Origin of the sequence: Sinomonas sp. G460-2, from assembly GCF_047759905.1 — a bacterium.
Taxonomy (GTDB): Bacteria; Actinomycetota; Actinomycetes; order Actinomycetales; family Micrococcaceae; genus Sinomonas.
Map to the genome: position 1 here is coordinate 1 of NZ_JBKZWT010000051.1, position 18,743 is coordinate 18,743.

The 18,743-nt window shown below is 68.9% G+C and carries 21 protein-coding genes; 17 read left to right on the forward strand and 4 right to left on the reverse strand.

The window, feature by feature from the left end:
- Positions 1 to 462, forward strand: a 462-nt coding sequence (locus ACLN58_RS07610) for an FUSC family protein (RefSeq protein WP_415854661.1), incomplete at its 5' end; no start/stop codon positions are given.
- Here ACLN58_RS07610 and ACLN58_RS07615 read toward each other — a convergent pair.
- The 3 genes from ACLN58_RS07615 to ACLN58_RS07625 are packed head-to-tail and all read right to left on the reverse strand — an operon-like array spanning position 389 to position 3,746.
- Positions 389 to 1,813, reverse strand: a complete 1,425-nt coding sequence (locus ACLN58_RS07615; RefSeq protein ID WP_415854662.1) for an amidohydrolase family protein — start codon at positions 1,811 to 1,813, stop codon at positions 389 to 391. The genes ACLN58_RS07610 and ACLN58_RS07615 overlap by 74 nt on opposite strands.
- A 44-nt stretch (positions 1,814 to 1,857) precedes the next feature.
- Positions 1,858 to 2,736 carry an acetamidase/formamidase family protein gene (locus ACLN58_RS07620; protein WP_415854663.1) on the reverse strand — a complete coding sequence of 293 codons (879 nt, stop codon included), beginning with the start codon at positions 2,734 to 2,736 and terminating at the stop codon, positions 1,858 to 1,860.
- On the reverse strand, positions 2,733 to 3,746 hold the full coding sequence (locus tag ACLN58_RS07625) for a branched-chain amino acid transaminase (RefSeq protein WP_415854664.1): 1,014 nt from the start codon (positions 3,744 to 3,746) through the stop codon (positions 2,733 to 2,735). The genes ACLN58_RS07620 and ACLN58_RS07625 overlap by 4 nt, the downstream gene beginning before the upstream one ends.
- 268 nt (positions 3,747 to 4,014) lie before the next feature.
- Between ACLN58_RS07625 and ACLN58_RS07630 the strand changes: the two genes are divergently transcribed.
- The 15 genes from ACLN58_RS07630 (at position 4,015) to ACLN58_RS07700 (ending at position 17,036) form a co-directional block, all read left to right on the forward strand.
- On the forward strand, positions 4,015 to 4,902 hold the full coding sequence (locus ACLN58_RS07630; RefSeq protein WP_415854665.1) for an ABC transporter permease: 888 nt from the start codon (positions 4,015 to 4,017) through the stop codon (positions 4,900 to 4,902).
- Positions 4,899 to 5,756, forward strand: a complete 858-nt coding sequence (locus ACLN58_RS07635) for an ABC transporter ATP-binding protein (protein ID WP_415854666.1) — start codon at positions 4,899 to 4,901, stop codon at positions 5,754 to 5,756. Before ACLN58_RS07630 ends, ACLN58_RS07635 begins: the two co-directional genes overlap by 4 nt.
- Complete coding sequence (locus tag ACLN58_RS07640; protein ID WP_415854667.1) at positions 5,756 to 6,622, forward strand: ATP-binding cassette domain-containing protein; 867 nt, start codon at positions 5,756 to 5,758, stop codon at positions 6,620 to 6,622. Before ACLN58_RS07635 ends, ACLN58_RS07640 begins: the two co-directional genes overlap by 1 nt.
- Entirely contained in the window at positions 6,619 to 7,740 is a 1,122-nt protein-coding gene (locus tag ACLN58_RS07645) for an ABC transporter permease (RefSeq protein WP_415854668.1), read from the forward strand. The genes ACLN58_RS07640 and ACLN58_RS07645 overlap by 4 nt, the downstream gene beginning before the upstream one ends.
- A gap of 9 nt (positions 7,741 to 7,749) precedes the next feature.
- The gene (locus ACLN58_RS07650) at positions 7,750 to 8,598 is read left to right on the forward strand and encodes a hypothetical protein (protein WP_415854669.1); all 849 of its coding nucleotides are present in this window, start codon (positions 7,750 to 7,752) and stop codon (positions 8,596 to 8,598) included.
- Between the two features lie 9 nt (positions 8,599 to 8,607).
- A complete protein-coding gene (locus ACLN58_RS07655) occupies positions 8,608 to 9,423 on the forward strand; it encodes an MBL fold metallo-hydrolase (protein ID WP_415854670.1) in 816 nt (271 codons plus the stop codon).
- 104 nt (positions 9,424 to 9,527) lie between these two features.
- On the forward strand, positions 9,528 to 11,117 hold the full coding sequence (locus ACLN58_RS07660) for an ABC transporter substrate-binding protein (protein ID WP_415854671.1): 1,590 nt from the start codon (positions 9,528 to 9,530) through the stop codon (positions 11,115 to 11,117).
- A 29-nt stretch (positions 11,118 to 11,146) separates the two neighbouring features.
- Positions 11,147 to 11,821, forward strand: a complete 675-nt coding sequence (locus ACLN58_RS07665) for a cysteine hydrolase family protein (RefSeq protein ID WP_415854672.1) — start codon at positions 11,147 to 11,149, stop codon at positions 11,819 to 11,821.
- Positions 11,822 to 11,831: 10 nt separating this feature from the next.
- Entirely contained in the window at positions 11,832 to 12,587 is a 756-nt protein-coding gene (locus ACLN58_RS07670) for a hypothetical protein (RefSeq protein WP_415854673.1), read from the forward strand.
- Positions 12,584 to 13,417, forward strand: a complete 834-nt coding sequence (locus ACLN58_RS07675; protein WP_415854674.1) for an MBL fold metallo-hydrolase — start codon at positions 12,584 to 12,586, stop codon at positions 13,415 to 13,417. Before ACLN58_RS07670 ends, ACLN58_RS07675 begins: the two co-directional genes overlap by 4 nt.
- Positions 13,418 to 13,462: 45 nt before the next feature.
- Positions 13,463 to 14,386 (forward strand): polysaccharide deacetylase family protein, encoded by a 924-nt coding sequence (locus ACLN58_RS07680; protein WP_415854675.1) that lies wholly within the window; start codon positions 13,463 to 13,465, stop codon positions 14,384 to 14,386.
- The gene (locus tag ACLN58_RS07685; RefSeq protein WP_415854676.1) at positions 14,383 to 14,826 is read left to right on the forward strand and encodes a cupin domain-containing protein; all 444 of its coding nucleotides are present in this window, start codon (positions 14,383 to 14,385) and stop codon (positions 14,824 to 14,826) included. The genes ACLN58_RS07680 and ACLN58_RS07685 overlap by 4 nt, the downstream gene beginning before the upstream one ends.
- A gap of 52 nt (positions 14,827 to 14,878) precedes the next feature.
- Entirely contained in the window at positions 14,879 to 15,604 is a 726-nt protein-coding gene (locus ACLN58_RS07690; protein WP_415854677.1) for an aldolase/citrate lyase family protein, read from the forward strand.
- 68 nt (positions 15,605 to 15,672) lie between these two features.
- A complete protein-coding gene (locus ACLN58_RS07695; RefSeq protein WP_415854678.1) occupies positions 15,673 to 16,299 on the forward strand; it encodes a helix-turn-helix domain-containing protein in 627 nt (208 codons plus the stop codon).
- The gene (locus ACLN58_RS07700; RefSeq protein ID WP_415854679.1) at positions 16,299 to 17,036 is read left to right on the forward strand and encodes an aspartate/glutamate racemase family protein; all 738 of its coding nucleotides are present in this window, start codon (positions 16,299 to 16,301) and stop codon (positions 17,034 to 17,036) included. Before ACLN58_RS07695 ends, ACLN58_RS07700 begins: the two co-directional genes overlap by 1 nt.
- Before the next feature lie 152 nt (positions 17,037 to 17,188).
- Here ACLN58_RS07700 and ACLN58_RS07705 read toward each other — a convergent pair whose 3' ends face one another.
- On the reverse strand, positions 17,189 to 18,031 hold the full coding sequence (locus tag ACLN58_RS07705; RefSeq protein WP_415854680.1) for a polysaccharide deacetylase family protein: 843 nt from the start codon (positions 18,029 to 18,031) through the stop codon (positions 17,189 to 17,191).
- 94 nt (positions 18,032 to 18,125) lie between these two features.
- Here ACLN58_RS07705 and ACLN58_RS07710 point away from each other — a divergent pair.
- A partial coding sequence (locus tag ACLN58_RS07710; RefSeq protein WP_415854681.1) for an amidohydrolase family protein occupies positions 18,126 to 18,743 on the forward strand: 618 nt, incomplete at its 3' end.

Genomic DNA, 18,743 nt, shown 5'->3' on the forward strand with positions numbered 1-18,743 from the left:
GTCGCGGCGACCGCCGTGGGCCAGGCGCTCGGCTTCGGGCACAACTACTGGGCGATGGTCGCCGCCGTGGTTCCGCTCGTGGGGCACTCGACCCGCCACCGCGTGAACCGGGGCCTGCAGCGTGTGCTGGGCACCGTCGTCGGGCTTGTGCTGCTCGCGGGGATCGTCGGGCTGCGGCCAGCGCCCTGGGTCATGGTCGTGATCATCGCGGCGTGCCAGTTCGGTGCGGAGATGCTCATCGCGCGGCAGTACTTCCTCGCGCAGGTGTGCGTGACGCCGCTCGCGCTCCTTTCGACGCTCCTCGTGGCGCACACCGATCCGGCGGCCCTCGTCCACGACCGCTTCATCGACACGGCGATCGGCGCCGTGGTCGGCGTGCTCGTGGTCATCAGCAGGCCGGGCGGCTCCGCACGTCGCTCGAGACCTGTTGGGAGAGCAACGTCCCGAGCGGACCCGTCTTGAGCTTGCGGTCCTCGACGATCACCTGCCCGCGCAGCACGGTCATGCTCGGCCACGCCGCGACCTCGTAGCCCTCCCACGGCGTGTAGTCGGCCTCGTGGAGATCGCTCGCGGTGATGCGGCGGGCGTCGGTCGCGTCGAGGACGGCGAGGTCCGCGTCGCTCCCGATCGCGATGGCGCCCTTCGCGGGGTACAGTCCGAGGATCTTGGCCGCATTGGCCGAGGTGAGGTCCACGAACCGCGTGAGGTCGAGCCCGCGCTTCGCGACCCCCTCCGTGTACGCGACGGCCATGCGCATCTCGACACCCGCGTGGCCGCCGGTCGCGTCGAAGATCGTCTTCCCTCGGGTTTTGACGTCGAGGTCCGTGCAGACTCCGTCGGTCGCGAGCGTGCTCAGCGCGCCCTCGAGGAGCGCGTCCCACATGGAGTCGCGATCGTCGGCCGATTTGAGCGACGGGTACGTGTGATAGATGGCCCCGTTCTTCTGCCGGTAGTCCTCCGCCGTGAAATGGGCGTAATGCGGGAGGACCTCGCCGTACACGGGCAGCCCGCGTCCGCGCGCCGCCCGGATCGCGTCGACGCCCTCGCGCGCGCTCACGTGCATGATGTAGATCGGCGCGCCGACGTGCTCGGCCAGCGTGATGGCCCGCTGGAACGAGAGCTTCTCGGAGAGGTTGTTGTGCGCGTGGTGCATGTATTCGAGGCCGGTCTGCCCCTGGCGCTGCAGACGCTTGTACGAATACATGACGATATCGTCATCCTCGGCATGGATCGCGAGCATGGCGCCGGCCGCGGCGGTCTGTTCCATGAGGCCCCACATGTTCCCGAGGTCGGTCTTCTGCCGGGGCCGCGTGGGGGTCGTGTTCGTCATCCAGACCTTGTAGCTGCCATGGCCGGCGGCGACCGCGTCCGGGATCTGCTCGAGCACCTCGAACGGGATCTCAGGCTCCTTGAACGTCCCGTGCAGCGCGTAGTCCGTGAACGTGTTCCCGGCCCATTCGGCGGACTTGCGCGCGAACGAATCCGAGAGCTCGTCCCCCGGGTGCCAGTGCGCGAAGTCGACGAGCGTCGTGGTGCCCCCGTAGACGGCACCTTCGCTGACCCGGTCCGGGCCGAAGCACATGATGCCGCTCTCGGCGGCGGTCGGCAGGACGCTGTTGGTGTGGACGTGCGGGTCAACGCCGCCGGGCACCACGAGCTGGCCTCGCAGGTCCACCGTGCGGCGGGCCTCGCCGGGCGTGCCGAACGCGGGCGCCGTGAGGGACACGATGGTCCCGCCCGCGATGCCGATGTCGAGCCGCTGCGGGCCCGAAGGCGTCACGACCACACCGTTGGTGAGAAGAAGATCGAGCATGGTGAAACCTCCTGGGACAGGGACGTACAGAATGGAAGAAGCCGTCAGAAATCGAAGGGGGAGCGGCTGAAATAGCGCTCGGCCAGGCTCACCTTCGCCGACGCACGGGCGTTGACGAGCTGCGAGACGCCGACATCCGCCGCGGCGCTGAGCAGCATCGCTGCCTCCTCGCGCGTCCACCGGCGGTCGGCGACGACAAGTGCGAGCATGTCGTCGAGCGCGTTCCGGGCGGCCTCGTCGAGATCGTCGCCGTCGCCGATCGTGAGAACCCGGCCGCCCGAGAGAACCACCGGTCTCCGGACGGAGACGCCCGGAAGGACGCGGCACGAGAGGGTCACGGTCCCCTCGACCTCGACTCCCGTGAGCGAGCACTCGCCGTCGCCTTGGGCGGCGTGCAGATCGCCCGCGAAGAGCCTCGCGCCCGGCACCTGCACCGGCAGGATCACGGCGGAGCCCGCCGTGACGTCCTTGCAGTCCATGTTGCCGCCGTGCGTGCCTACCGTGCTCGAGCTGGGCTCGCCGTCGCGCGGCGCGACGCCGATCTTGCCCACCATGGGGCGCACCGGGATGGTGACGCCGTCCCCGAAGCGAACCCCGCCGTCGTCAATGTCGACGACGCGACCGTACCGCCCGAGCCCGCCGCTGAACCCGCCCCGGCCGGGGAGGGTCACCATGGCGCCACGGTCAGCGATGTCGATCGCGTGGATGTCGACGCGGAGCGCGTCGCCTGGGCGCGCTCCGCGGACGACGACGGGCCCGGTCACCGGGATAGCGCAGCGTTCGTACTCGCCGGCCTCAAAGAAGCCCCCGGTGAGGAGGCTCTTGGCGTCGAGCGTGAACCGCTCGCCGTGGTCGACGACGAGGACCGGCTCGGCGCTCGCCGTGAAGACGGACGAGGCGTGCTCGTGAGTCGCGTGGGTCATGACGGGTAGACCGGGAGGGCCCAATTCTGATCGGCCGCGACGCGCCCCACGACGGCCTCGCGGTAGAGCCGCTGGAGCTGCGCGGTCACCTCGCCGACGCCGCCCGCCCCGATCGGCGTGCGGTCCACGGAGGTGACGTGGTTGACCTCCGCGGCGCTCCCGCAGACAAAGACCTCGTCCGCCGAGTAGAGCTCGGTGCGGTCGATGGGCCGGATGTCGACGTCGAGGCCCAGCTCGGCCTGGGCCAGGTGCAGCACGCTGTCCCGCGTGATGCCCTCGAGGATGCTCTCGGTGGTCGGTGGCGTGCAGAGCCGCCCCTGGCGGACCATGAACACGTTGTAGCCGGCGCCCTCGGCCACGTGCCCGGACTCGGTGAGGAGGAGGGCGGCGTCGTAGCCGTTGCGGCGGGCCTCGAGGAGGGCGAGGCGCCCGTTCTGGTAGTTGGCGATCGACTTGATCCGGGGCGGCATGGAGCGGTCCGAGAGCCGGGCCCAGCTGCTGATCTGCACGTCGAGACCGGAGGCCCCGAAGTAGTTCCCCATGGGGATGGCGGCCATGAACACGGTTGCGGGGCCGGTGTCCTCGGGCTTGCCGTCGTTCGAGTCGACGAATACCTGGGCCCGCATGTGGAGGTTGCCGCGCAGCTCGTTGGCGCGGACCAGGCCCAGGAGCTGCTCGGCGAGCGCGTCGACGTCCTGGGGCCCGTCGATCTCGACGACCCGCATCGAGTCGACGAGGCGCTTCATGTGGTCGGCGACGCGGAACGCGTACAGCTGCTCGTCGTCGTCGCTCCAGTACGCGCGGAAGCCTTCGAACACTCCGACCCCGTACTTCAGGGTCGTACTGAGCACGTGCAGCCGCGCGTCGGCGTAGTCGACGAGCTCGCCATCGTGCAGGAGATACCGGACCTTCGGGGCGTCTTTCGGTGCGGCGGCGGAGGCCTTGGGGACAGTCAGCGTGGCTTCTTCGTGGAGGGTTGACATCTCTCGCTCGTCCTCTTCCCAGATCATCTTCAACAACGTATGGTGTGTGTCACTATATTGAAGACGGCCAGAGGCGCTGTCAACGGTTCACGCGCAGAGCAATTAGTGCGATTCTTGGTATACCGGCGCACTCAATTCAATAAAGTGACGACCCTTTGATTCACAGCACACTTTCACGAGTCAAGGACGAGGAGCTGCAGATGTCCCAGCCGTTTGCCCTTTCCCGGCCCACGCACGACGGCGTGCCAAGCCGCGGCGCGGAGGGCGCCCCCCGCCTGAGCACGGAGGGGGCGCCATGAGTGTCCAGGGCATTCCCCGAACGTCGCCCGGGCTGCGCGCCGCCGCGTGGTCGCGACGTGGGCGCGCCAAGGTGTTCAACCGGTCAAATTCGGTGCTGACGGTGCTCGCGGCGGCCATCATTGTGGGCCTGCCGCTTCTGGCGCTCGTCCTGCCGTATCCGCACAGCCCCCTCAGGCCGGACCCCAACGCCGTAGCGCTTCCTCCCGGGGCGGTCTACTGGTTCGGAACCGACGGCAACGGGATGGATGTCTTCTCGAGGACCATCGAGGCCGCCAAGCTCGACCTGCCGATCTCGCTCGCGGCGACCGCGCTCGCACTCGTCGTGGGCGTCCCGCTGGGGCTGTTCGCGACGAGCGGCCGCGTGGGCGACGTCCTCATGCGTGTGGTCGACGCGTTTGCCGCGCTCCCCACGGTGGTGATCGCGGTGGTCGGCATTCAGCTCACGGGCGGGACCGCGCTCGACGTCGTCCTCGCCATTGCTGTCGTCGGCGCCCCACGCTTCGTGCGGCTCTCGCGGGCCGCGGCCTTGTCGCTGCGCTCGGCGCGCTACGTCGAGGCCGCCATCGCGACCGGCTGCTCGCCGCTCCGCGTCGCATTCAACCATGTGTTCCGGAACGCGTACGGAGTCGTGTTGGTCCAGGCCACGCTCACGGCGGCGAACGCGCTCGGAACGATCGCGGCGCTCAACTTCCTCGGCGTCGGCTCGAAGCCGCCGCAGCCGAGTTGGGGAGGGATGATCAGCGAGGGGTTCAGCATGCTGATCCGCGGCGACTGGTGGGCCGCGGCGTTCCCGACCGCGGCCATGCTGCTCGCGATCGGTTCGCTCAACATCCTCGCGGGGGCTCTCGAAAACCGGATCGAGCGGCTGGAGCGTGCTCGATGAACGAGGGGCTCGAGGTTCGCGACCTCGTCACCGAATTCGCGGCGCGGTCCGGCGTGATCCGCGCCCTCCATGGCATCTCCTTCGACGTCGGCGGCAACGAGACTGTCGGCATCGTGGGGGAGTCCGGTTCGGGGAAGTCCACCGTGGTCCGTTCCGTGACGCGGCTCCTGGTTCCTCCCGGCCGCGTGGCCTCGGGAAGCGTGGTGTTCGGCGGCCGCGAGCTGCTGCGCCTCCGGGAGCGGGAGCTGCGCGAGCTCCGCGGCCGCGACATCGGCTTCGTCGCGCAGAATCCCTTCAGTGCCCTGAATCCCGTGCTGCGGCTCGAGAAGCAGTTCGCCAATATCGCCAGGGCCCACGGGGTCCGGGCCGACGCGGCGTCCCGCGAGCGGGCCGTCGGACTGCTCGCCGCCACGGGGGTCAATGACCCGGAGCGCGTGATCCGGGGCTACGCCCACGAGCTCAGTGGTGGGATGGCGCAGCGCGTCGTCATCGCGATGGCGCTCTACCTCAACCCGCGGCTCGTCATCGCCGACGAACCGACGACGGCGCTCGACCTCACCGTGCAGCGCCAGGTCCTCGACACCCTCCGTCGCCTCACGGTCGGGAGCGGCCGGTCGATGCTGATCGTGACCCACGATCTTGGCGTCGTTGCCGAGTACTGCCAGCGCGTCCTCGTCATGTACCGAGGAAGCATCGTCGAGCAGGGCCCGGTCTCCCGGGTGTTCACGGCTCCCGAGCATCCCTACACGGCCTCGCTCCTGGCTTCCGTGGTCCGGCCGGCAGGGCTGACCCCCGCGGGAGCGCTCGCCGCCGAGACGTCCCCCGCCGAGCTGTCTGAATCAGGGAGGCTGTGATGGCCATCATCGAGGTCAAAGACCTCCGAAAGTCGTTCCAGACTCCCGAGGGGCGCACCGTCACCGCCGTGGACGGCGTCTCCTTCTCGGTCGAGGCCGGCGAGTGCCTCGGCATCATCGGCGAGAGCGGCTCCGGAAAGTCAACACTCGGGCGGCTCCTGCTCAGGCTGCACGAAGCCGACTCCGGGTCCGTCGTCCTCGATGGCCAGGACGTCCGCGCGCTCCCGCCGCGGACCCTTCGCCAGCGGCGGCGCGACTGGCAGATCGTGTTCCAGGAGCCGTACGCCTCGCTGAACCCGAGGCTCACGGTGCGGCAGATCGTCGAGGAGCCGCTCGTCGTCGCCCGCTCTCTGGGCGCGAAGGCCGTCGGTTCGCGCGCCGAAAGGCTCGCCAGGGTCGGGCGGACTCTCGAGGAGGTGGGCCTCTCGGCGGAATTCCTCGACCGGAGGCCCGCGAACCTCAGCGGCGGGCAGCAGCAGCGGGTCGGTATCGCGCGCTCGCTCGTCACCGATCCGAGCATCGTGGTCCTCGACGAGCCGACCTCGTCACTCGATCTGACCATCCGTGCGTCGATCCTCCGGATGCTTTCCGAGCTCCAGCGGGCCCGCGGGCTGACCTACGTGTTCATCTCGCATGACATCGACACGGTGCGCCACTTCTGTTCGCGCGTCGCCGTGATGCATCGCGGGCGCTTCGTCGAGGAGGGCCCGGCCCGGGATGTTCTCAACGATCCCCAGCAGCCCTACACGCAAGCCCTCATGGCGGCCGCGATGCCGCCGCTCTCCTATGTGCCGCCAGCGCCGGTCTCGACGTCCGCCGACGCCGGGCTCGAAGCGCTCACTCCGACCAAGGCGGGGAACGCATGATCCGCTACATCGCCTCGCGGCTGGCCATCGCCGCAGCCCTTCTCCTCGGCCTCATGACCCTCAGCTTCGGTCTCGTCTCCCTCCTGCCCGGCGATCCCGCGGTCGCCCTGCTGGGCGACTACGCGACGCCGGACGACATCGCCCGGATCCACGCGGAGCTCGGGCTCGACAAACCCCTCTGGGCCCGGTACCTCGACTATCTGGCCCGGACTCTCCGGGGCGATTTGGGGCATTCCTTCTTCACGGGGAATTCGGTGGCGCAAGAACTGTGGACCAGACTGCCGAACACGCTCGTGTACCTCGTGCCGGGGCTCGTCCTCGCCCTGCTGCTGGGGATTGCGATGGGAACGGCCGCCGCCTATCGAAGCGGGCGCCTCCCGGACAAGGCTTTCACCGCGGGGGTCTCGGTGCTCATGGCCATGCCGGAATTCGTGCTCGCGCTCGTTTTGCTGTTCATCTTCTACCAGCAATTGCACGTTGCGCCGGCGCCCCTCGGCATGCTTTCGGCCTCGGACATCCCCCCACCCAAAGTGACGGGATCGACCGTGCTGGACGCGATGATCGGCGGGAAATGGAAAGTGCTGGGATCTATCCTCGGCCGTGCCGTTCTCCCCATTGTCACAATGGGCCTGTTCTTCGCTGCTCCCTTCGGCAAGACCGTGCGGACGGGACTCCTGCAGATTCTCCATTCGCCCCAGATTGAATTCGCCCGCGCCTGCGGGCTCCGGCCGTTCCAGGTGTACCGCTACGCGCTGAGCGACGTGCGGGCTGCACTCATGACGTACATGGTGTTGCTCTTTGCGGCGGCCTTGAGCGGGGCGGCGATTGTCGAGAGCGTCTTCTCCTGGCCCGGCGTCGGGGGCTGGTCCCTCGACGGCGTGCTCAAGGGGGATATGCCCGTGATCCAAGGCTTTGTGCTTGCCATGGGTGCGACGAGTCTCTTCGGATACGTGCTTCTGGACACGCTCATCACCCTGCTTGATCCGCGCGCCCGTGCCGTGGCGATCCGTCCGCGCAGCCGAGTCCGAGCCGCAAGGCTCGCGCCGACTGCGGCGCCTCATCAGACCGTCGCCACATCAGACGGTGTGACCCTTGACACTATGACGACCCATCAATAGATTGAAGACATGTTCACTGAATTGAAGAACGACAAACTCGTCGTCCTGGGTGGGCTCATTCCCCTCGACGGCCGCGTGAGCTGGGTTCCCGCTGGCTCCAGCGGATTCCAGCCCTCGAACTGCTATCTGCTCACAGAGGAGGGCTCCCACCTCCTCGTCGACTCGGGGCTCGCGGTCCACGGCGAACAGATTCTCGACGACCTGGCCACGCTCATCGGCGAGGGTGGCGGACTCTCGGTGTTCTTCACCCGCGCTGAGATGGACTGCGTCTCGAACCTCGAGCCGATCGCGCGTCGCTTCGACATCGAGCGCCTCTTCACGGGCGGAGTCATCAACCCGTTCGACGCGTTCGAGGACCTGAGCCGGGCCGCCCTGCGCGGCCGCCGGCACCAGATCGACGCGCAGCGCACGGGCCACGGCGACTCCCTGGCCCGGGCCGCGGCCATCGAGGTGGGCCCGGGGCGCGTGCTGGAGATCGAGGCACCGCTCCTGCGTCTTCTCATGACGTTCTGGGGCTGGGACGCCGCGACCGGGACCCTCTTCACCTCGGACACGTTCACGCACGGCGTCATGGACCGGCCCGACGCGCCGCGCGTCATCGACTCGACGATGGATGACGCGACGACGCCGGAGCAGGTGGCCGGTCACCTCTACGCGAAGTACGAGTGGATTCCCCGGGCCACGTGCGAGCCACTGCGCGAATGGCTCGCCGCGAAGTTCGACGAGCTGGACCCCGAGATCGTCGCGCCGTCCCGGGGCTGTGTTCTCCGCGGGCGCGACGTGGTGCGGCGCCACCTCGACTTCATGCTCACTGCCCTGACGCCGCAGCACTCTGAGCTCGCGGCCCAGGTTCGATAGGAGGTCACCATGGAAGAGCTTGTTGAGACGATGAGCAGCGACCTTCCGCGGCCCGTGGCCGACGGCGTGACGTGGATGAGCTCGTGCCTTCCCTTCCATATCGACGGCAGGGTGATCCACGGCCACAACTCGACGTTTCTCGTGCAGGGCGAGTCGGCCTCGATCCTCGTCGACACGGGCAACCCGTCGAGTTGGCCGATCATCTCGGAGAAGCTCGACGAGCTGCTCGGGGACCGGAAGCTCGATTACGTGTTCCCGACCCATCCGGAGCTTCCCCACACGGGAAACCTGCCCCGACTCGTGCAGAAGTACCCCGACGTGCAGATCGTGGGGGACGTCCGGGACTACCACCTCTTCTATCCGCAGATTGAGCCGAATCTGCACGCACGGGTTCCCGGCGACCACATTGATCTGGGCGGCGGGTATGAATTCGTGGTGGTCGAGGCGCTCATCCGCGACCTCCCCAACACGCAGTGGGGCTTCGTGCCCCGCGCCGGTGTCCTCTTCACCGCGGACGGGTTCTGCTACATGCATCGCCCTGAACTCGACGACGAGGACCCCGTGCACCTTCCCGGCGAATGCGGACTCGTGACCACCGAGCTCGCGGGTCCGGTCGCCGTGGAGAACGCCGCGTTCTTCACCGGCAGCGCCCTCTACTGGGCGCGCTTCGCCAACGACGCCGACCGCGTTTACGACCGCGTGCTGCGGCTCGTCGAGGAGCTGGGTGTGACCACCGTTGCGCCAACCCACGGCAACGTCATCACGAACCTCCTCGACGTGGAGCCCGTGATCCGCGCGGGCCACAAGCAGGCCTACCGGTACTGATTCGCGCGCACCCACCTTTAGCCCCATCCCCCCTCCCTTTGCCCCACCCCCGGCCCATCCCCCCACCCCGCCCATCCCCCCTCACAGAAACCGGTGTTAGGACCATGAATCGCTTGCGTCTGCTCTCCGGCGGTCTGGCCGCCGCCCTTGCGGTTTCCCTCACGGGCTGTGGAGGCGGCAGCGCCGCCTCCACGACCCAGCCTGACAATGTCGTCATCGCTGTCGGGGCTCTCCCTGACAGCCTCACGCCCGCCCCGTGGGGCGGCAGCGCCTCCCACGTCGTCCTCAGCGGTCTCGGATCGCAGCTCCTGCAGTACAAGACCACGGCCACGAGCAGCGACCCGTGCGGTCAGCCCACCACCGAGGTCTCCGGTCGGCTCGCTGAAAGCGCCACGGTCGCCCCGGACGGCAAGGGCATCCTCGTCAAGCTCCGGAAGCTCACGAGCCAGTTCGGCAACACGCTTTCGGCCCAGGACGTGCTGTGGAGCCTCCAGATCGGCATGCAGCGCCAGCCGGTCATGAAGGGCACCCTCTCGAGCAGTGGGTTCGACGTCAGCAACCTGGCCAAGATCATCGACGATCGGACCATCGAGCTGAACACGACCGCCATCACGTCGTTCAGCATCGAATCCCTGCAGAACAACCTCTTCTACATCCACGACAGCACCGAGGCGAAGAAGCACGTGACGCCGGACGATCCGACGGCCAACAACTGGCTCTCGAAGAACCTCGCCGACTACAGCGGATGGGATCTCGAGGAGTTCACCCCTGGCACGTCTCTCACCGTCACGGCGGATCCCAAGTGGGAGGGGCAGCGCGGCCCGGTGAAGCGGGTCGTGGTCAAGTCTGTGCCGAACACGTCAACCCGGAGCCAGCTCGTCCAGTCGGGTGAGGCCCAGGTGGCCAACGGCTTCGACTACGACCAGTACGCGTCGCTCGGCCAGTCCTCCGATGTCTCCGTGATCAACTGCCCGAGCGCCACGCGAGACACGCTCATGTTCAACACGAAGACCGGGCCGCTCTCCGACGCCCGAGTCCGCCACGCCATCTCGATGGCGATCGATCGCGACGCGCTCGTCAAGGGCGCCTACTCGGGCTACGGCAAGCCGGCCCAGTCGACGTTCCCCGGCGGCGACCCCTCGGACGGCTACAAGTTCGACGTCGCCGCGGCGAAGAAGCTCATGGCGGACGCCGGCTACGCGAGCGGCTTCAAGCTCACGCTCAGCTACAGCGCCACCCGCCCGGGCCCGGTCGCGAACAAGTCCTCGGTGCTCATCCAGTCGATGCTCAGCCAGATCGGCATCACCGTGCAGCTGCAGAACGTCGCGAGCTCGACCGACTTCTCGAGCGCCCTCATCCAGGGCCGCTTCGAGGCCGTGCTCTACTCGGAGCCGATCGTCATCGCGGACCCCGCGTTCTACAGCTTCGCGTACTATGCGGGCGATGCCCCGAGCAATACGACCGGCTGGAAGGACGCGAGCTTCGACCAGCTCCGCACGAAACTCGCGGCGACCCCGCAGGACCAGACGGCGCAGCGCACTCAGCTCATCAAGCAGATGACGGCGGTCGTCGACGCGGGCGCTCCGATCCTCTCCCTCGTCGAGACGCGCGGCATCATCGCGACGAAGAAGGGCCTCTCCGGGGCAGCTCCGCTGCCGAACGGCCAGGTCTATTTCAACGCGCTCGGCAGCTAGCCACTCATTCGGTACGGAAGAAGGCCATCATGATCGAACTCTGCGGAAAACAGGTCCGCGACACTCTGGGCGAACTTCTCGACCCGGCCAGCACGGCGCTCGTCGTCATCGACATGCAGAAGGGGGCGGTGTTCCCGGGCGGCGCGATCGGCGATTCCGGTCACGACCTGAGCATGATGCCGCGCGTGCGGGAGCGCTGCGCCGAGGCCATCGCGGCGGCACGCCGCAACGGAGTGCCGATCTTCCACATCCGCGTCGAGAACCTGCCGGACGGCGCGAGCTCCCCGGCGGCGTGGCTCCGGGCCCTCTACACGGCCTCCAACGGGCGGCCCATCGACCTCGGCAAGCTGAGCGTCAAGGGCGATCCGGCCACGGACTTCTGCGACGAGTGCCTCCCGCTCGACGGCGAATCCGTCATCACCAAGCGGCGGCCGAGCGCGTTCGTCGCGACGGAGCTGGGTCTCCTCCTCCGCAGCCAGGGCATCGAGGCTGTCGCGCTCGTGGGCGTCTCGACGGGCGGGTGCGTCGAGGCGACGCTCCGCGATGCCGTGCACCACGACTTCTACGCCGTGCTGCTCGAGGACGCCGTCGGAGCCTACGACACCGCCATCCACGAGGCCTCGCTCACGGTCATGCGCGCCCGGCACGACGTTTGCACCGTCGCGGACGCGGCGGCCGTGTGGGACGCGGCCCGCGGGGCCTAGGGAGCCGGCCATGAGCAAGACTGCCCCGGTGCTCACGCCGCCCGCCGGCCTCGCCGGCGGGCGGGTGCACCGGCTGGGCGGGGAGATCACGCTCGACGAGCGGGTGAGCTGGTGCCCGCCGGGCGTCCGGCGCCGGCAGCCGATCAACGCGTACCTCATTCGGGCCGCCAGCGGAGCCGTGCTCGTGGACACGGGCGTCCGGCTTCACGAGCGCGAAATCCTGGCCCAGCTCGACGGTCTGCTCGGCCCGGACGAGCCGTTGTCCATCGTGCTGACCCGCACCGAGATGGAGTGCTGCCTCAACATCCCCGCGATCGAGGCGCACCACACCGTGGACACCATCTGGTACACGGGCGGCATCACGGTCCCGCGGTCAACGGCGCCGGCCCACAGGGTTGCGGTCGAGCCGGGGACGTCCACCGCGCTCGAGGTGAGGGACGGCGTCGTGCTTCACCTCGTCTCCCCGCTCCTGAGGCTCCTTCCGACGCTGTGGGTCTACGACCCGCCGTCGGGCGTTCTGCTCACCTCGGACGCGTTCGCCCACGGCGCCGCGTCCGGGGGCGGCGATCCGCGGGAGGGCCTGCAGAAGTTCCGCTGGTTCGAGTCCGCGGACACGCGGCCCATCGCGGCCGACGTCCGCCGGATCGTCGGCGAGCGCCGCGTCACGGCGATCGGCCCAAGCTACGGCTCGCCGTTCGTGGGCGAGGCCGAGTGCCGCCGTGAGGCCCAGCGGCTCGCGGCGTGCCTTGAGGGGGTGGGAGCGTGAGGAACATTGCCCCGGGCGTCTTCTGGCTCGGCGGGTGCCTCTCGGCGTACTCGGCCGGCGAGGAGGTGCACTACCACGTCTCCTCGTACCTGGTCGTGGGATCCCGCGCCTCGATCCTCGTCGACACGGGGGACCCAGCGCACCGCGAACTCGTCCTGGCCCAGCTCGATGCCGCGCTGGCCGGCCGAACCCTCGACTACGTCTTCCCGACCCATCCGGAGATCCCCCACGCGGGGAACCTGCCCGCGATCCTCGACCGGTATCCGATGGCGCGGGTCGTCGGGGACGTGCGGGACTACTGGCTGCACTACCCGGAGTTCGACGGGCGATTCGATCCGCGGCGGGCGGGGGATCGAATCGATCTCGGCGACCGCGAGTTCCGCTTCGTGCCCGCGTACATCCGCGACCTCGAGAACACCCTGTGGGGTCACGACAGCGGGGCCCGGATGCTCTTCGTCTCGGACGGCTTCTCGTTTGTTCATGACGTCCCCGCGCCAGAAAGCGGTGACGTCGCTATCCATGACGTCCCCAACTCAGACGGCGAGGACGAACCCGTGCACCGGCCCGGGCAATGCCGCCTGACATCGGGGGAGATGCCCGAGCCGCCGTCCGTGGAACAGGCCGCCTATGGGACGGGCAAGGCCCTGTACTGGACCAAGTTCGTGGACGTGAGTTCGGCGTTCCGCGCCATCGAGCGCACGCTCGACGAGCTGCCCACCGCGCTCATCGGTCCGGCCCACGGAAACGTCATCGACGACGTGGACGGCATGCTCAGGACGTCACTGGCCGCGCATCGCAGGGTCTACGACGCAGCCAGGCCTGTAAAGTGAAGTCAGCTCAATATAATGAATTTCAGCGCAGCGAGGAGTGAGCCAATGCGAGACCTCATCGGATACGGGGAGAACCCTCCCGTGGTCACGTGGCCCGGGGGCGCCAAGGTGGCCGTGTCCCTCGTGATCAACTACGAGGAGGGCGCCGAGCGCTCGATAGCGGCCGGAGACGAGTCCGAGGAGGACATCGTGATCTTCGGCGGATGGCAGTCGAACCCGGCGAGGCGGAACCTCATGAAGGAATCGTTCTTCGAATACGGTCCCCGCGTGGGCGTGTGGCGGTATCTCGGCATGCTGCGGGAGTACGGAGTCCCCGCGACGTTCATGGCGTGCGGCGCCGCTCTGGAGAAGAATCCCGGCGCGGCGCTCGCGATCGCGCGGGACGGCCACGAGATCTGCGCGCACGGCTACCGGTGGCGCGGGCTCGCGGGCATGACGCCGGCCGAGGAACGCGCCGAGATCCGCGCGGCCAAGGCTGCCATCGAGGCCACCGCCGGGGTCACCCCAGTGGGGTGGTACGTGCGCGAGGACATCACCGAGAACACCCGCGCCATTCTCGCGGAGGAGGGCTTCCTCTACGACTCCAATTCCTACGCCGACGATCTGCCCTACTTCGTTGAGGCCGGCCCGGCGAGGCACCTCGTCCTCCCCTACTCGGGCGACACGAACGACGGCCGGTTCTGGGGCCCGGGCAGCCTCGGAACGGGCGCGGACTTCTTCAGCGTGCTCAAGGACACGCTCGACTGCCTCCTCCTCGAGGGGGAGACCGTGCCGAAGATGATGTCGGTCGGGATCCACCTCCGCATCGGCGGGCGCCCGAGCGTCGCGCTCGGCGTGCGGCGCTTCCTCGAGTACGCCCTGGCCCAGGATGGCGTGTGGTTCGCGACCCGCGAGGAGATCGCCCGTTGGTGGCTCGAGCACGGGCCGGCCGAGCCGCAGCGGGCCGTGTACGAGGAGGTGGCCTCGTGACGGCGCCGGATGATTCGATGACGAGCGCGGGCGCCGTGCGCACCGCGGACCTCTCTCGCCTCGTGCACAACGTCCACCACGAGGGCTTCCAGGAGCTCGACCGGATCGGGCTGAGCGGGCGAAGGGACCAAGGGCTCGTCTCGACGCTCATCTCGCGCGATCTGAGCGATTCGGACGATCTCTGCGTGAGCTGGGGCCGGATCCTGCCCGGCCAGCGCCACCTGTGCCACCACCATCCGGACGCCTCGGAGTTCTACGTCGTCATCGCCGGCACCCCGCTCGTCTATCTCGGCGACGAGGAATACCGCGCGCGGCCGGGCGACGGCATCTACATCCCGAGAGGCCTCAAGCACGGTGCCTGGAACGACACCGATGCGCCCGTGGAGCTCGTGGTCGGGGTGAGCAAGCCCGCGGACTGGGAATTCATCCACGACGAATGACCGCGCGCGTGCTCCGAGCCTTCGTCCAACGCCTCGCCTCAGGAGGGCAACGATGCCAGCAGAACCTTCGCCGGGAGCGCCGCCGCGCGCCGTCGGCCTTATCACGGCGGATCCCAACCCGACTCTCCTCGCCATCCTCGCCCATTCCGGCGTCGACTTCGTGGTCCTCGACGCTGAACAGACTCCGCTGACGGTCCGGGACTGCGCTGACGCCGTCCAGCGACTGCGGGGCACCGGGGTCCGCGTGTCGGTGCGGGTCCCCGACCTCAAGCCGAACACCCTCGTGGCGTTCGCGAACACGGGCGTTCAGGAGATCGTCCTCCCGCACGTTCGCCGGCCCGAGGAGCTTGAGCGGGCCCGTGAGGCCGTCCGCTTCGCCCCGCAGGGGCTCCGGTCGCGCCAGGTCTCGCCCGCCTCGGGCTTTGGTTCGGACTTCAGTTCCGAGCCCACGCTGAGCGTCTTGTTCGAGACGGTCGACGCCCTGGATCGCGCCGAGGAGTTCGCCGCGCTGGAGTCGTTTGAGGGCGGATGGCTCGGTCCGATGGACCTGGCGGCGGACCTGCAGCGCCACGGTCGGACCGGCCCCGGCGAGTTGGACAAGGCGGTGCAGAGGGTTGTTGACGCGGTCCGGGGCGCCGGTCACAGCGTAGGGCTTCCGTCGCCGTCGATGTCTCGCACCGATGAGGTGTTCGCCCGCGGCGCCGACCGAGCAGCCATCTATTGGGAGCGGGAGCTCGCGCAGCTCTTGGCAGGTTTCGCGGGGTCGCGAACACTGTGAATAGTCCTGTCACGGCCATGACCGCCCGATATACTGCCGCGAACCGCGAATCATTGAAGGAGCCCTGCGTGGGAGACTCTCCGAACGGCAACGGCAACGGAACCACCAACGGCGAAGGCCCGGACCGCGACTTTTGGATCGCCCGGATCGGCGCCACGATCAGGGAACAGCGAGTGGGTCGCTACACGGTCGAAGAACTTGCGGAGCGGGCCGGCGTGAGCGCGGGCCTGATCAGCCAGATTGAGCGCGGAATCGGCAATCCGTCCTTCGCGACCCTGCTTCGTCTGGCCAGTTCGCTCGACCTGCCGCTCGCGAGCATGTTCAACGAACCGGCCGAGGGGCGCCACAACATGCTGGTGCGGCGAGCCGACCGCCGCCGGATCGAGATTCCGTCGCAGGGCGTGGTCATGGAACTCATCGTTCCGGACACGGAACGCAAGCTCGGCGTGGTGAGCATGACGATCCCCGCGCATTTCGACGGCGCCAACTCCTCGGACTCGCACGAGGGCGAGGAATGCGTCATCGTCCAATCCGGTTCGCTCGTCGCGACTGTGGGGGGCCAGGAGTTCCATCTGGAGGCGGGCGACAGCCTCACGTACGATTCGTCGCTCCCGCACTGGTGGCACAATCGGACCGACTCGGCCGCCGTCATGCTCGCCATCTCGACGCCGCCCTCGCTCGGCCGAGCCCACTGATGGGCGCGCCCGGGGCGACGGATATCCCCGGACCCCGCGTGCGCCTGGGCATGCTCGTCCCCTCGTCGAATTCCAACGCGGAGACGCTCACGAGCGCCATGCTGTCCGGGCGCGCCGATGTCGGCGTCCACTACAGCCGCTTCCGGCTTCCACCCGAGCTCGGCGACGCGATCGACGCTTCCGCGCTCGGCGACGCGCCGAGTCTGTTGGCTGATTCCGAGCTCGACGCCGTCGCGTTCCACGGCACCTCGGGAACGTGGGTAGGGCTCGACGGCGACGTCCGCCTGTGCGCGGCCCTCACCGAAGCGACAGGTGCGCCGGCGACGACGGCGTCGCTCGCCGTCGTGCGCGGCCTCGAGGCACTCGCGGTGAGCCGCGTCGCCGTCGTCTTCCCCGGCCCGCCGGCGATCCTGCCGCTCATCGCCGGGGAGTATGCGCGCCGCGGCATTGAGGTGGTCGCGACGTCGAGCCCGGACGTGGTCCTCTCCAATCCCGAGATCGCCCGCCTGGGCCGGGAGCGTATTGCGGCGCTCCTGCGTCCCGCGTTCGTTGACGGAGCGGAGGCGGTCGTGTGCATTGGGACGAACCTCCGCTCGGGCTATCTCGTCGAGGAGTTCGAGCGGGAGTTCGGCGTGCCCGTCATCGACAGCGCCGTCGCCACGCTGTGGGACCTCCTCCGCCTCGCAGGCGCGGCGCGGCCTAGCGAAGGGTGGGGGCGCCTCGTCGCGACCGGGTGAATCTCGGTTCCAGCTGGTCGCACACACTGTCTATCATCGTGCATCTCATCGCACGGGCGATTACGCGCGTTGCCGTCTCCGACTCCCGCTTGGCCGCCGTTTGAAGCGCCGAAACTCGATCTACCGGCCCAGGTGACGGTCGCCGCGGCTTCTCACGGCGCGGTGGGTCCAGGCGGCGCCGTGCTGTCGGCCCAGGCGCGGACGATCTCCTCGCGCGTCGCGATCCACGCGCCCCGGCTCACCGCGTGCCCCACGAAGCGGTCCAACGCCCCCGCGTACGCCGGCCGGCCGATGACGCGCGGGTGCAGGCCGACGCTCAGGACCGACGACCCGGGTCGAGGATCGTTGAGCTGGAAGTCGAGGCAGCCGATGAGATGGTCTGCGAACGCCGCGCCTGTCGGGTATTGGCTCATGAGCCCGGAATCGTTCGTGTCGCCGGCGTAGGGCAGGACCGGCAGGTCAATTCCGTCGGCGCCCAGATGCGGCAGATCGTCGTTGAAGCTGTTCGACTCGTAGCGGAAGCCCTCCTCCGCGAGCGTTTCGCGCGTACGCGGATTGAGCCCGTCCTTCGAATACCAGCTCGTGGGAATCATGCCGGTCGAGGCGGCGATCACGTCCCGAGAGGCGGTGATGAGACCTCGCTCGTCCTCGATACTGAGGCCGGAGTGGGTGTCCCAGTGGTAGCCGTGGTCCGCGATCTCGCAGCCCCGCTCGGCGAGCGCCGCGGCCACGGGAGGGTTCGCCTCGAGCGCGGCGGCGCAGCAGAACGCCGTGGCCCGGACGCCGTGGCGGTCCAGGATCCGCAGGATCCTCCAGATCCCCGCGCGGGCCCCGTAGTCGAATTCGGTGCGCTTCCCGGGCGCCGCGCCGCGCTCGGCGCCCTCCTCGACGTTGATGACGAGCGAGACTGCGACGCGAGCGCCGCCGGGCCACACGAACGACGGCGGGCGCTCGCCGTAGCCGACGAAGTCGCGGGGCGCGGGCTGTTCGGACACCGTCACGCTTCCTTTCGAAGGGGTTTCGGAGAATTCTCACCCCGGTTATAGTGAAGCATCTTCGATATCATGAAACTAGTGCACAGGGAGGGCGATGTCCACGCTCATTCACGGCGGCACCCTTGTCACGGGATCCGGTACCCCGGCGATCGAGCGCGGCGCGCTCGTGCTCGACGGCGGCCGCATCGCGGACGTGCTCGAGTACTGGGACCCCGAGCGGGGCTTCGACGGCGAAGTCCTTGACGCAGCAGGCCATGTGATCATGCCGGGCCTCATCAACTGCCACACGCACGGCGTGACGCCCGGCCCCCTGTTCCCGAGCGCCGCCGAGCCCCTCCCGGACGAGCAATGGCTCGGCCATCTCGACCGCCATCTTCTGGCCGGTACCACGACGGTGCTCAGCCTGTGCGGCTTCGCGACGATGGACCACGTGCGCGAGGCCGACGCGCGGCACGCCGTCCACGTGCGCGGGGCCACGACTCACCTGCCCTCCGCGCTCGCCGCGGCGCAGAGGGCCGACGGCGCGGGCCTCACCGACCGGGATTGCCTGATCAGCGTCGAGCAGATGGTCGACGACGGCGCGGTGGCCATCGGCGAGCTCGGCGGCGGCCAGACGCTGGGCGGGGGAGGCCAGGACCTCGTCTACCTTCCGGCCGCGATTGAACGGCAAACCGGCGTCCGCGTCTCGCAGGCCCACGCGCGGCGGCTCAAG